Source organism: Streptomyces sp. NPDC007907 (assembly GCF_042959365.1).
In the GTDB taxonomy this organism is placed as follows: domain Bacteria; phylum Actinomycetota; class Actinomycetes; order Streptomycetales; family Streptomycetaceae; genus Streptomyces; species Streptomyces indiaensis.
Map to the genome: position 1 here is coordinate 486,774 of NZ_JBIBKR010000004.1, position 14,011 is coordinate 500,784.

Below are 14,011 nucleotides of genomic sequence, written 5' to 3' on the forward strand. Positions count from 1 at the left end.
TCGGTCAGCTTCGGCGCGGGCACCCTCGGCACCGTGAAGAACGGTTCCTCCCTCGGCGCGGGATTCACCCGCTGACCGCGGGACCCGCGCCCGCCCCAGGTGCCCGGCCCGGCTCCCGGACCGCCCGCTGAACATCTGTCAGACTCGCCCCGGCAACGGCTTGTTCCGATGCTGGCGGCGAGTCTCTCTTTGTCTGCTTAGTTGTCATGTACGTGAACCCCGGTGTTCAGCGGGCCGACCGCCCGCGGACGTGAAGCTTCCCAGAGTCCAAGTGGCCCGCGAGGTAAGGGAGTCAGCCGATGACCGGAGCAGCAACCCCCGACCGACGCCGCTTTCTGACCGCCGGTGCCGCGGTGCTCGGCGCCGCGGCCTCCGCCCAGCTGTGGCTCCCGGCCGTGGCCCGCGCGGCCGAGACGCCGCTGCCCGACGGTGTGTTCAGTCTCGGAGTCTCCTCGGGCGACCCACTCCCGGACGGCATCGTGCTGTGGACCAGGCTCGCCCCGGACCCGCTGAACGGCGGCGGCATGCCCGACCGGGTGGTGCCCGTGGAGTGGCAGCTCGCGGAGGATCCGCGCTTCAGAAAGCCGGTCCGGCAGGACACCGCCCAGGCCCGGCCCGAGTACGGGCACAGCGTTCACGTGGACGTACGCGGCCTGCGCGCGGACCGTACGTACTGGTACCGCTTCCGCACCAGCGGGCAGCTCTCACCCGTCGGCCGCACCCGTACCGCGCCCCACCCCCACAGCTCCGGTGGCTCCCTGCGCCTGGCCCTCGCCTCCTGTCAGAACTGGCAGCACGGCTATTTCACGCCATACGCAGACATGCTGGAGCAGGACCCGGACGTCGTGGTGTTCGTCGGCGACTACATCTACGAGTCCACGCCCTCGGCGACGGCCGTACGACGGCACGAGGGCACCGGAGAGCCCTACAGCCTCGTCCAGTACCGCAACCGGTACGCCCAGTACCGCACCGACCCGGATCTCGCCGCGATGCACGCCAACGCGCCCTTCGTGGTGACCTTCGACGACCACGAGGTGGACAACGACTTCGCGGGCGAGATCCCGCAGGACCCGGACAAGCAGCCGCACGACGCGTTCGTGGCCCGGCTGACCGCGGCCTACCAGGCGTTCTACGAGCACATGCCGGTCCGTGCCACCGCCGCCCCGGACGGTCCGCACATCCGGATGCACCGCCGTCTGGAGTTCGGCCGACTGGCCCGCCTCAACGTCCTGGACACCCGTCAGTACCGCAGCGACCAGGCCACCAGCCAGGAGGGCGCCCAGGACCCCTCCCTGACCATGCTGGGCGCCCGGCAGAAGCGCTGGCTGCTCAACGGGCTGCAGGACTCGCCCGCCCGCTGGAACCTCATCGCCTCCCAGATCATGATGGCCGAGACGGACCTCAAGGTCGGCGAGGGCAAGCTCTGGTTCTACGACGCCTGGGACGGCTACCAGGCCGAACGAAATCAGTTCCTCGAGGAGTTCCAGCAGGTCCGCAACCCGGTGGTGCTCTCCGGGGACCGGCACCTGACGATGATCAGCGACCTCAAGGAGGACTACGCCGACCCGGACTCGGACGTCGTCGGCGCCGAGTTCGTCGGCACCTCCATCTCCAGCAACGGTGACCAGGACCAGGACGCCTTCCGCAGGGAGTGGGACCCGCGGCGCCCGGACAACCCGCACTGGAAGCTGCTCGACGCCCACCGCGGCTACCACCTCTTCGACGTCCGCCGCGACGGCATCGACGCCCAGGTCAGGGTGGTCGACACGGTGCGCCGGCCGACGGCGGCCCCGAGCACGCTGGCCCGGCTGAGGGTCGAGGCGGGCCGTCCGGGCGTCGAGGTCGTCTGACCGGGCCACCGCGTAGGGAGAAGGGCCCGGGACTCCCGCAGTCCCGGGCCCTTCTCCCTACGCGGCGGCCCGGTCGTGTGAGAAGTCCGACGCGGGTTTGCGGCGCATCGCTCTCGCCGAGACCGAAATGCTGCGGAATCCTGACCGGGAATTCCGCGGCAATGAGCGGCCGGGAGAGCCGTATTCGCGGCCGGACGTCAATGAAGAACGCGTGCCGCCGTGGGCTGCGGGAAGTGGGGATCCACGCACCACGACCCCGTACGCGGCCCCCGCGGGCGGCGGGCGCGGTACGTGGAGCACCGCCAAAGCGCGTACCGTGCACAGGACATGTCCGAGGAACCCGTGCAGGTCCCCGGTCACCGCAGTCCCGGGCGGCTCCGCAGTCGCCGAGCTTCTGTGCAGTTACTCACAGCGCTTTTTACCGGGGCTTGAGCAACCATCCGCAATCACCAGCGTCGGCAGGTGAATGAGAGGTTGCGCGCACATATGCGGTGGAGGGCGCTCACCTTGCATTGCGGTAACCACAAGTGGGACCATTTCCGAGTTCCCTGTCGCCCCAAGGTAGGTCACCTGTGTCCCAGCACATAGCCAAGCCCCGTACCACCGCAGTGATCCTGGCCGGTGGCACCGGCCAGCGCGTGGGTCTGTCGATCCCCAAGCAGTTGCTGAAGATCGCCGGCAAGGCAGTCATCGAGCACACGCTGACCACCTTCGAGAATGCCGACTCGATCGACGACATCATCGTGCTGATGGCGCCGGGTTACGTGCCCGACATCGAGAAGATCGTCGCGAAGGCCGGATTCAAGAAGGTCTCGAAGGTCATCGAGGGCGGCTCCACGCGGAACGAGACCACCGAGCGCGCCATCGCCGCGCTGGGCGAGGGCCTGGCCGAGGGCGAGGACGCCAACGTCCTCTTCCACGACGCCGTGCGCCCCCTGCTCTCGCAGCGCGTCATCGACGACTGCGTCGTCGCGCTGGAGCGCTACCAGGCCGTCGACGTGGCCATCCCGTCCGCGGACACCATCATCGTCACGCGCACGCACGGCGAGGACGGCGAGTTCATCACCGAGATCCCGGACCGTTCCCGGCTGCGCCGCGGCCAGACGCCGCAGGCCTTCAAGCTGTCCACCATCAAGCGGGCCTACGAGGTCGCCGCCGGCGATCCCAACTTCCAGGCCACCGACGACTGCTCCGTCGTGCTCAAGTACCTGCCGGACGTGCCGATCCACGTCGTCGCGGGTGACGAGTACAACATGAAGGTCACCCAGCCCGTCGACGTCTTCATCGCCGACAAGCTCTTCCAGCTGGCCTCCACGGCCGCGCCCGAGCAGGTCTCCGAGGAGGCCTACCGTGAGCTGCTGACCGGCAAGACCATGGTCGTCTTCGGCGGCAGCTACGGCATCGGCAAGGACATCGCCGAACTCGCCGAGTCCTACGGCGCCAAGGTCTACGCCCTCGGCCGCTCCACCACCGGCACCCACGTGGAGAACCCGGAAGAGGTCGACGACGCCCTGTCCAAGGCGTACGCCGAGACCGGCCGCATCGACTACGTGGTCAACACCGCCGGCGTGCTGCGCATAGGGAAGCTCGCCGAGACCGACAACGCCACCATCGAGGAGGCGCTGAAGGTCAACTACCTGGCCCCGGTGCAGATCGCCCGGTCGTCGTACAAGTACCTGTCCGAGACCAAGGGCCAGTTGCTGCTGTACACCTCCAGCAGCTACACCCGCGGCCGCGCCGAGTACAGCCTGTACTCCTCCACCAAGGCCGCCATGGTGAACCTCACCCAGGCCCTGTCCGACGAGTGGGCCGGCGAGGGCGTCCGCGTCAACTGCATCAACCCCGAGCGCACCGCCACCCCCATGCGCACCAAGGCTTTCGGCCAGGAGCCCGCGGGTTCCCTGCTGTCCTCCGAGGCCGTGGCCCGCACCTCCCTCGACGTGCTGCTCTCCGAGCTCACCGGCCATGTCATCGACGTCCGCCAGCAGGACCCGACGGCCGGTGCGGCCCGCGCCTCCGGCTTCGAGCAGGCACTGGCCACGGTGCTGGACCGGCAGGACGGCGTGTAATAATTGGCGCCAAATAGACTTCGGTAATTCAGGCCTCTGCGCTCTCCTGTTCACGGTATTCGCCGTCGACCGGAGTGTTCGCAGGGGCCTGAATCCATACCGTCCCGCGAATATTCACAGACCAGCCGCATTCTCGAACCAAGACCGGCACACCCCTCCCAAGAGCAGGTTTCTCCGTGATATCCACCGCTATTCGCGTCGCCCGGGTGGGCAGCGCGGCCGAGCTGGCCGCGGCGATCCTCATGGTGGCGGGCTTCCCCGCCCTCATGCTGGCCGCGCTCGTCCCGAGCGTTCCCGCCTTCGCGGCAGCGGCCGCCGTGACGTACCTGGCGGACCACTATCTGCACCGCAAGGGCAGCTACCTGATCAACCGCCTCGGCAAGGTGCGGGCCGGCCTGTCGATCCGCTTCCTGATACGGCAGCTGCTGCTCGTGCTGCTGCTGGCCCGGCTGTCCCTCGCGGACAATCTGATCTACTACGGGGCGATCGCCTGCTTCATCGCCTTCTACGGTCTGCAGGCCCCGCACGGCGCGCTGGTCCAGCTGATCCGCAACCGCCGCCGCATGCCGGTCGCCACCCGCAACGTCGACCTGGCCTCGCGCATCCGCATCCCGGACGCCCCGCCGCGCAAGCTGCTGCACCGCTCCGCCGAGAAGATGCTGCACCTCGACCTCGCGGCGGTCGTCGGCATCCTGGTCGCCGCCCAGGTGAAGTCGGCCCTTGTCGGCTTCATCGGCATCGGCATCACGGTGGCCGTGGCCACCCTCTACGTCCTGGCGCTGGTGCCGTACGTGCGCGACCGGAGGATCCCGCCGAAGGCGGAGACGGTCCTGGCGGCCGTCGACGACTGGCTGGGCGAGTACAAGCCGGAGACGGTGCTGTACTTCTCCGGTTCCAAGGACTCCGCGTACCAGGTCAACATGTGGCTGGACACCATGGAGAAGCTGGACTCCAAGCCGCTGATCATCCTGCGTGAGCGGGCCATCCTGAACAACCTGGCGCCCACCACGGTCCCCGTCATCTGCGTGCCCGGAGGGGTGCACCTGATGAACATGGACCTGTCCACGGTGCGCGTCGCGCTCTACGCGGCCAACGTCGGCAAGAACATCCACATGCTGCGCGTGCCCACCATCAAGCACGTCTTCATCGGCCACGGCGACAGCGACAAGCTCGCCAGCGTCAACCCGTACAGCAAGGTCTACGACGAGGTGTGGACGGCCGGCCGCGCGGGCCGCGACCGCTACGCCATCGCCGACGTCGGCGTCCGCGACGACGACATCGTCGAGGTCGGCCGCCCGCAGCTCGCCCCGATCCAGACCTGGCAGGGCGTGCCCGAGGGCCGCATCCCCACGGTGCTGTACGCCCCCACCTGGGAGGGCTGGGACGGCAACCCGGGCAACACCTCGGTGGTGCTGGCCGGCGAGAACATCGTGCAGCAGCTCGTGACGGCCGATCCGCCGGTCCGCGTCCTGTACAAGCCGCACCCCTTCACCGGCAACGTCAGCAAGGAGGCCGGCGCCGCGCATCAGCGGATCACCGCCCTGGTGCAGAAGGCCGCCGCGGAGCGCGCCATCGACCCGCGGTTCATCGCCGACACCGCCGCCCAGGCCGAGGCCAAGGCCGAACTGAGCCGCATCGAGGCCCGTCTCGCGCAGCTGTCCGGCTCCGGCGGCGACCGCGGCGACGAGGCCGTGGCCACCCGTGACGGGCTGGTCGACGTCGCCCGGCACGAGGAGGTCGCCCGGCTGCGCGCCGAGTGGAACGACGCCTACTGGCGTTCCTTCCCGTCCTGGGAGCACCGCGTCATCACCGGTGCCGAGCCGCGGCTGTACGACTGCTTCAACGTCTCCGACGCGATGGTCTCCGACATCTCCAGCGTGGTCTCCGACTTCATCGCGAGCGGCAAGCCGTACGCGGTCACGGATTCCGCCGGGGTGGGCGTCGAGGAGTTCAAGCGGAACAACACGGCGGTGCGTGCCGCGGTGATCCTGTCCAACAGCGCCGGCGAGCTGGGTGAGCTGCTCGGCGCGGTCCGCGCCCCGGAGGCCGACCCGCTGGCCGAGGACCGCAAGGAGCTCAAGCAGTACCTGCTGGGCCCGGACGAGCCGACCTCGCTGGAGCAGTTCAACACCGCCGTTGCGAACCTCGCGCTCAAGGCCGAGACGCGCAACGTCGGCCAGCAGTCGCGGGACGCGGCCGCCCTCGCGGAGAGCGAGGCCGAGCTGGCGAACGCCGTGCCCGGGCAGCGGGTGCCCTCCGCCGGTGACACGGACGAGGTCGGCACGGGCTGAACCGCCGCCGCTGACTGAAGAGTTCGGCCCCGAGGATTTCTCCTCGGGGCCGAACTCTTTTCCCTTCCCGCACCCTGTCCGATCACTGTGTGACGTGTCCCACTAAGACCCGTGTGCGAGGCAACCGCTTGCCCGGATCACCCGTCTTTCAAGTAGCGAATGAGGCGATACGGGGGGAATATCCCATTGACTAGGGGGAAACGTGACCGTGACGCAGCCTGATGTGAGTGTGATCATCGGTGCGTACGAAGCGATGCCGTATCTGATCGAGTGCCTCTCGTCCGTCGAGGCACAGACCATCGATCCGACGCGCGTCGAGGTCATCGCGGTGGACGACGGTTCGACGGACGGGACGGGGGAGTACCTGGAGGAGTTCGCCGAGCGGGCTCCCATGCAGGTGCTGGTGATCCGGCAGGAGAACTCCGGCGGCCCCAGCGGCCCGCGCAACGTGGGCCTGGGGAAGGCCACCGGGCGCTACGTGTTCTTCCTCGACGCCGACGACCGGCTGGGCCCCGAGGCCCTGGAGCGGATGGTCGCCATGGCCGACCGCGCCGGCACGGACGTCGTGCTGGGCAAGGTCGAGGGTGTCAACCGCTCGGCGCCGAAGTCCATGTGGGGCAGGACGGTGGAGCGGACGGACGTCTTCTCCTCCAACATCAAGTTCACCCTCAGCGCGCAGAAGCTGTTCCGCCGCGCGCTCCTCGACCGGCACGGCATGCGCTTCGACGAGTCGCTGTTCACCGGTGAGGACGCGCTGTTCACCATGGAGGCGTACCTGCGGGCGGACGGCGTCTCCGTGGTCGCCGACCACACCTGCTACTACCTTGTCGGCCGTGAAGACGGCAAGCACGTGACGAAGAGCGGCAGCTACACGCTGCGCTTCGACTCCGCGCGGGCCCTGATGGAGCTCATCGCCGAACTCGTCCCCGCGGGCGCCCGGCGCGACCAGCTGATGGTCCGGCCCTTCCTCGTCACGCTGCTGCCGCAGTTCGGGCCCAAGTACCTGACGGACAGCGAGGAGATCCGCCGGAACAAGTTCGAGCTCGCCAAGCCGCTGATGGACACCTACTGGACCGAGGGCGTCGCCCAGCGCCTCAAGGTCCACGAGCGGCTGCGCCTGCACCTGGTCGCCGAGCAGCGTCCCGAACTGCTCCCGGACGTCGTGCAGTTCGTCAAGAGCAAGAAGCAGGCGGCGGCCCTCCTGGAGAGGAAGGGCCGCCGTGTGTACCTGGCCTACCCGCATTTCCGGGACCGCGCCGCCGGCATCCCGGACTCGGTCTATCTGGCCGAGCCCCGGGAGGCCCGTGCCTTCCCGGGGTACCGCGAGGGCGGTGCCGACACGTTCATGCGGCGCGCCGTGCGCAAGGCCCGACGCGTGCTGACGTCCCGGGAGATACGCCACGCGGCGTGACCGACGCGGGGTGCCCGGTGCCGCTCAGCGCTGTGCGGTAGGGACCTCGGCCCCGGTGCGCTGACCGGGCACCGCGGCCAGCCGCTCCGCCACCCGTGCCCGGTGGTCCCGGGCCTCCCCGCACAGCGCCCGGACGGCCTCGTTGAACCGCTCCTGCGACGACGGCTCGGCCGGACCCAGCAGGCGCAGCTTCAACTCGGCACGCGCCTCGACCAGTTCGTCACGCTCCGGGTGCCGGACGGTCTCCAGCAGCTCCGGCACCCCGGCGGCATCCGGCGTCAGCACCGTCGCCGCCACCACCGTCGGGAACGCCGCACGGAAGGCGTCCTCGGGCAGCCCGCTCGTGTTGGCCACCGCGTACGGCTTCTCACTCGCCAGGAAGTCGCTGATCACGCTCGACACGTCGCTGATCAGCAGGTCGGCCACGTTGAAGCAGGAGTACAGGGTGGGCCGGGCGGCCGTGATGATCTGGTGTTCACCCGCCGGCAGCGAGGCCCAGTACGCCTCGTCCCACGCGGCCGCCGCCCGCGCCACCGCCTCCGCGCGGCCCGGCTCCGGCGCCGTCTGCACCAGCATCCGCTCCACGATGTCGGCCCCTGACCGGAAGACCGAGGTGGTGAGCCGGTCCAGTTCGGCGGTGCGGCGGGCGAGTTCCGTACCGTCCGAGGGGCGCGCTCCCGCCCGGTCCCGGTTGGCGGCCCGGATCAGCTCCCGGATCCGCAGGTCGGCCGCGCCCGCGCGCGGATCCACCGACCCCGTCAGCGGATGCGGCTTGTACAGCAGCCGCACGCCCGGGTCCGCGAGCAGCGCCCGCACCAGGTTCTCCCCGGCCGCGATCACCGACGTGTTGCCGGGGTTGCCGTCCCAGCCCTCCCAGGTCGGCGCGTACAGCACGGTCGTCCAGGGCCCGGCCGGCGGGCCCGCGTAGGGCAGCACACCGTCCAGCTGCGGGCGGCCGGTCTCCACCACGTCCTTGTCCTCGACCCCGACCTCGGCCAGCGCGTACCGCTCGCGCGCGGCGGGCCCGGCCACCCACACCTCGTCGTACGCCTTCGCGTACGGGTTGCACGAGGACAGCTTGTCGCTCTCGCCGTGGTTGACGAAGGTGTGCTTGATCGTGGGGATGCGCAGCACCTGGGAGGTCTTGCCGGAGTTCGACGGGTGGATGAGGACCTGGAGCGTGGAGTGCTCCAGGCGCATCAGCGTCGACACCTTCGGCAGGCACACGATCGGGATGTCCGTCGCCGCGATCTTCTGCACCATGAACCGCTCGCGCAGGATGATGACGGGCCTGCCCTCGAGACCGGCCAGCGGCTCCAGCCACATGTTCGCCTGGTAGGCCGAGGAGGCACCGCCGGAGAAGTACAGGCCGGCGGTCGGCCGGTACTCGGCCAGCCACGCGTCGAACCACTCGAGGACCTCCTGCTCGTCCGCCGGGCGACGGCCGGGCAGCAGCCGGAGCAGCAGGACACCGAGGCCGGTCAGCCCGAGGGCGAGGGTGAGCGCGATGCCCGCCGCCGCGAACACCGGCCGGTCGCCGGCCGCGCTGGCGAGCAGTCCGGCCGTCGCCGGCAGGCCGAACACCAGCAGCCGGTGGCCGGGGCGGCGCAGCAGCGCCCAGGGGGCCGGGGACAGCCGCAGCGCGGAGGCGTCGATGTTCCGGGTGACCACGGGCAGGGTGCGGGTGCGGCGCACCAGCACGGAGACCGCCTGGATCGCGCTGTGCAGCACGTAGCAGAGGAGCAGCCCGGCTACCAGCGGCGCGTACACCGTCTCCCGGTCCTGCTCGCCCAGCCGCAGCAGGGCCACGACCAGCAGCAGATCCCGTACGACGTGCCGCACGGTGATGTCCGCGTGTGACTTGGCGAACAGCGACAGCACCCCGCGCTGCCACTTGTACAGGACGCCTTCGGTGGCCAGCGAGACGGTCGTCGCCGCGATCAGCAGCGGGACGTCGGGCAGCAGCGCCGCGACCGCCTGCGCGGCGAACGCGGCGGCCAGGACGATGGTGACCAGCCCCTTGAGGAGGGCCTGCGGGCGGGGGAGAGGTACGGGCACTGCGGTCACTCCAGGAGCGTCGGGTCGGCGCAGGTCGGCCGTCCGGGTTAACGCGGGGCGGCCTCCCGACGACACGCGCGTGTCGCCGGGGTGTGGGGGCGGGGGCCGTAAGGCGTGTCGTCGGACGGTAGCGGATGATCCCGTTCCTGTCGTGGGCTGGGCCCGGAAGGGGCAGAAGGTCGGTTTCCGACCGTGGAAAAGGCCGAGCCGAGAGGGTCGGTGACCGGCTCCCCGCCGAGGCGGGTAGGGGGCGTGTCCGGGGCGGCTTCCGGCCGTGGGCGGGGCCGGGCTGACGGACGGGGGCGACGGCCGCGCTCCCGTGACGCGGACGGCACCGTCCGTAGCGTGGACCGGCGCCGCGCCCCGTCCGGGCGTCCCGTAGATTTCCTGGTGAGCGACCGAATCGACGCGAGGGGACGGACGGCGACGTGGCAGGGGCAAGGCAGGCCGTGGGCGAGGCCCGCAGGATCGTCGTCAAAGTCGGGTCCTCCTCGCTGACCACCGCCTCGGGCGGCCTGGACGCGGACCGCGTGGACGCGCTGGTCGACGTCCTCGCCAAGGTCCGCAGCGGCGGAGAGCGTGAGATCGTGCTGGTCTCCTCGGGCGCCATCGCCGCCGGCCTCGCCCCGCTGGGCCTGCGCCGCCGTCCGAAGGACCTCGCCCGGCAGCAGGCGGCCGCCAGCGTCGGCCAGGGCCTGCTGGTCGCCCGCTACACCGCCTCCTTCGCCCGCTACGGCGTCCGCGTCGGGCAGGTCCTGCTGACCTCCGACGACATGAGCCGCCGCTCGCACCACCGCAACGCCTCGCGCACCCTCGACAAGCTGCTCGCGATGGGCGCCTTCCCGATCGTCAACGAGAACGACACCGTCGCCACGGACGAGATCCGCTTCGGCGACAACGACCGCCTCGCCGCCCTGGTCGCGCACCTCGTCCGCGCCGACCTGCTGGTCCTGCTGTCCGACGTGGACGGCGTCTACGACGGGGACCCCGCCAAGCCGGGCACCTCCCGCATCGGCGAGGTGCGCGACCCCTCCGACCTCGCCCACGTCGAGATCGGCAGCGCGGGCAAGGCCGGCGTCGGCACCGGCGGCATGGTCACCAAGGTCGAGGCCGCCCGGATCGCGGCCGCCGCCGGCGTCCCCGTCGTCCTCACCAGCGCCGTCCATGCCGCCGACGCCCTGACCGGCCAGGACACCGGCACCTTCTTCCACCCCACCGGCAAGCGCTCCGCCGACCGGCTGCTGTGGCTCCAGCACGCCTCCGCCCCGCAGGGTGCGCTGACCCTGGACGACGGTGCCGTGCGGGCCGTCGTGGACCGCCGCAAGTCCCTGCTGCCGGCCGGGATCGCCGCGGTCGAGGGCGAGTTCAGCGCCGGCGACCCGGTCGAGCTGCGGGACGGCGCGGGCCACGCGGTGGCGCGCGGGCTCGTCAACTTCGACGCCAAGGAGATCCCCCGGCTCATCGGCCGCTCCACCAGGGAGCTGGCCCGCGAACTCGGGCCGGCGTACGAACGCGAGGTCGTACACAGGGACGACCTGGTGGTCCTGCACCCGTAATGGGTCGAAACGTCCGCCCCCGGTGGTGGACGTTCCGCAAAACCGCCACGCGATCCCGTGCGGCCTGCTCAACTTTGTCTCGGGGAACTGTTCCGCAGCGCCACTGTGCAAAGGAGGCCGTCGTGAGACGAGTGCGCCCTGGGGCCCAGGCGTCCCGCGGTGGTGCCGGCTCCCGCGCGGCCGGTGAGGAGCGCGCCCTGACCAGCGTGGCGGCCGGGGACCGGTTCGAGGGCGAGGAGCCCGTGGACACCCCGCGCCTGTGGCACGTCACCCTCAGCGTCTCCGGCAAGGAGGCCCCGCTCCCCGAGGTCCGGCGCGCCCTGGAACAGCTCGCCCACGACCATCCCTTCTTCCTGACCAGCCGCTACGCCGTCGATCACGCAGAGATCCGCTACTGGGAGGAGGCCCGCGACCTGCACGACGCGGCCGCCGTCGCCCTGCGTCTGTGGGGCGAGCACCGGCAGACCGCCGGGCTGCCGCCCTGGGAGATCGTCGGCCTGGAGGTCATCGACCGCGCGACCTACCACCAGCGCATCGCCGAGGGGTACGGTCCGCCACCGGCGTCCCCGGTCGGCGTTCATCCGTTTTGACCCGTTCCACGACGTGTCTCGCGCTGTGGAACGAACGATGAACCCAGCCGCCCGGCGCACTACCCTTCCCTCATGACCACGCTCTCTCCGTACGACTCCATGTCCCCGGTCACCGAGGCCGCCTACCGCGCCAAGGCCGCCGCCGCGGTCCTCGCGCCGCTGCCCCGGGCCGAGAAGGACGACGCGCTGCTCGCCATCGCGGACGCCCTGGAGGTCCGTGCGAGCGAGATCGTCGAGGCCAACGCCAAGGACGTCGCCAAGGCCCGCGAGGCCGGCACCAGTGAGGGCATGATCGACCGGCTCACGCTCACCCCCGAGCGGATCCGCGCCATCGCCTCCGACGTGCGTGACGTGGCCGCGCTGCCCGACCCGGTCGGGGAGGTCGTCCGCGGCAACACGCTGCCCAACGGCATCGACCTGCGCCAGGTCCGCGTGCCGCTCGGCGTCGTCGGGATCATCTACGAGGGCCGGCCGAACGTCACCGTCGACGCCGCCGCCCTCTGCCTGAAGTCCGGCAACGCCGTCCTGCTGCGCGGCTCCTCCTCGGCGTACCAGTCGAACACCGCCCTCGTGCGCGTTCTGCGCGACGCCGTCGGCGGGGCCGGGCTGCCCGCCGACGCCGTCCAGCTCGTCCCCGGGGAGAGCCGGGACAGCGTGCGCGAGCTGATGCGCGCCCGCGGCCTGGTCGACGTGCTCATCCCGCGCGGCGGCGCCTCCCTGATCAACGCGGTCGTCCAGGAGTCCGTCGTCCCGGTCATCGAGACCGGCACCGGCAACTGCCACGTCTACGTCGACGCCCAGGCCGACCTCGACATGGCCGTCGAGATCCTGATCAACTCCAAGGCCCAGCGGGTCGGCGTCTGCAACGCCGCCGAGACCCTCCTGGTCCACCAGGACATCGCCGCGGAGTTCCTGCCGCGCGCCCTGGACGCCCTCGCGGAGGCCGGGGTCACCGTGCACGCCGACGAGCGCGTGCAGGCCTACGCCAAGGACTCCAAGGCCACCGTCGTCGAGGCGACGGCCGAGGACTGGGAGACCGAGTACCTGTCGTACGACATCGCGGCCGCGGTCGTGGACTCGCTGGACAAGGCCGTCGAGCACATCCGGCTGTGGACCTCCGGCCACACCGAGGCCATCGTGACGACCTCCCAGCAGGCCGCCCGCCGCTTCACCCAACTGGTCGACTCCACCACCGTCGCCGTGAACGCCTCCACCCGCTTCACCGACGGCGGCCAGTTCGGCTTCGGCGCCGAGATCGGCATCTCCACGCAGAAGCTGCACTCCCGTGGCCCCATGGGGCTGCCGGAGCTGACCAGCACGAAGTACATCGTCACCGGCGACGGGCACGTACGGCGCTGAGCCGCGCACACGCCGGACGGAGTATGCGCGGGGGCGCATGCCCGTACACGGTCACCCGAATGGCGCAGACGCGCACGAGAGGAGTGACCGGCGGTGCGTGCGCCGTCCGGCGCCCCGTGGAAGCCGTCTCGGCCAGTGGATGAATTTCCCTACCGTCTGCCCAAATTGACCCCCCAGGTCTACTCTGGATCCGTGCCGGAGGACGTGGGGGGCACGCCGTTTCCGGACGGCCGGGAGCCCGACGACGACCACGACCGCGGGGTGTCGGACGAAGAGTTCGCCTCCGTGGTCTTCGACGAGGCCTTCGTACGCGCGGCCGTGGTGCACGAGCCGACCGCCGTGGAGCGCCTCCTGGCCGCGGCACAGGCGAGAGCCGAGGCCTCCGAGGCCGAGGCGCGCCGCGCCCGCACCAGGGGCGAGCGCTACGACGACGGGTACGGCCCGGACCGGCGGGGCGTCTACGGCCCTGATCCCGGCCTCGACGAGCTCGACGACCCCGACGTCCTCGAGGACCATTACGACGGCACCGGGCCCTACTCCAAACAGGTCCGCTGGCACCGCCCCGTCGCCTGGCTGCTCGCCCTCGTGATGGGCGTCGGCATGGTCGCCCTGGCCTTCGCGGCGGTCTACCGGGGCGCCTCCGACAACCGCGAGGAGCCCGCGCCGCCGCCCGCCTCGACGGAGCTGGACCAAGGCAGTGGAGCCGCCCCCTCGGCTTCCGCCGAATACTCCCCGCCGGCCGTCTCGGTGATCCCCCACGGCCCCTGACCGGAACCCGCCCATCTTGGTGAGAACCTGTCAGAACTTGTGGAGCAGCCCGGCGTTTA

Annotated in this window: 9 protein-coding genes; 8 read left to right on the top strand and 1 reads right to left on the bottom strand. The window is 71.0% G+C overall.

What is annotated here, in order from left to right:
- Nucleotides 1–299 precede the first annotated feature (299 nt).
- The 4 genes from ACFZDI_RS18530 to ACFZDI_RS18545 all read left to right on the top strand — a co-directional run bounded on the left by ACFZDI_RS18530 (nt 300) and on the right by ACFZDI_RS18545 (nt 7,621).
- On the top strand, nt 300–1,850 hold the full coding sequence (locus tag ACFZDI_RS18530) for an alkaline phosphatase D family protein (RefSeq protein WP_391251723.1): 1,551 nt from the start codon (nt 300–302) through the stop codon (nt 1,848–1,850).
- 572 nt (nt 1,851–2,422) lie between these two features.
- Complete coding sequence (locus ACFZDI_RS18535; RefSeq protein WP_361122299.1) at nt 2,423–3,919, top strand: bifunctional cytidylyltransferase/SDR family oxidoreductase; 1,497 nt, start codon at nt 2,423–2,425, stop codon at nt 3,917–3,919.
- 176 nt (nt 3,920–4,095) lie between these two features.
- Nucleotides 4,096–6,210, top strand: coding sequence for a hypothetical protein (locus tag ACFZDI_RS18540; protein ID WP_391251725.1), 2,115 nt, complete (start codon nt 4,096–4,098; stop codon nt 6,208–6,210).
- 202 nt (nt 6,211–6,412) lie between these two features.
- Nucleotides 6,413–7,621 carry a glycosyltransferase family 2 protein gene (locus ACFZDI_RS18545; RefSeq protein ID WP_234845859.1) on the top strand — a complete coding sequence of 403 codons (1,209 nt, stop codon included), beginning with the start codon at nt 6,413–6,415 and terminating at the stop codon, nt 7,619–7,621.
- 24 nt (nt 7,622–7,645) lie between these two features.
- On the opposite strand, the gene ACFZDI_RS18550 is transcribed toward ACFZDI_RS18545, so the two are convergent.
- Nucleotides 7,646–9,679 (bottom strand): hypothetical protein, encoded by a 2,034-nt coding sequence (locus tag ACFZDI_RS18550; RefSeq protein ID WP_234845860.1) that lies wholly within the window; start codon nt 9,677–9,679, stop codon nt 7,646–7,648.
- A 449-nt stretch (nt 9,680–10,128) separates the two neighbouring features.
- Between ACFZDI_RS18550 and proB the strand changes: the two genes are divergently transcribed.
- The 4 genes from proB (at nt 10,129) to ACFZDI_RS18570 (ending at nt 13,952) form a co-directional block, all read left to right on the top strand.
- The gene (gene proB, locus ACFZDI_RS18555; protein WP_234845874.1) at nt 10,129–11,235 is read left to right on the top strand and encodes a glutamate 5-kinase; all 1,107 of its coding nucleotides are present in this window, start codon (nt 10,129–10,131) and stop codon (nt 11,233–11,235) included.
- 131 nt (nt 11,236–11,366) lie between these two features.
- Nucleotides 11,367–11,825 carry a hypothetical protein gene (locus ACFZDI_RS18560; RefSeq protein WP_234845875.1) on the top strand — a complete coding sequence of 153 codons (459 nt, stop codon included), beginning with the start codon at nt 11,367–11,369 and terminating at the stop codon, nt 11,823–11,825.
- Between the two features lie 72 nt (nt 11,826–11,897).
- Entirely contained in the window at nt 11,898–13,184 is a 1,287-nt protein-coding gene (locus ACFZDI_RS18565; RefSeq protein ID WP_234845861.1) for a glutamate-5-semialdehyde dehydrogenase, read from the top strand.
- Between the two features lie 165 nt (nt 13,185–13,349).
- Entirely contained in the window at nt 13,350–13,952 is a 603-nt protein-coding gene (locus ACFZDI_RS18570) for a hypothetical protein (RefSeq protein WP_391251729.1), read from the top strand.
- Nucleotides 13,953–14,011 lie beyond the last annotated feature (59 nt).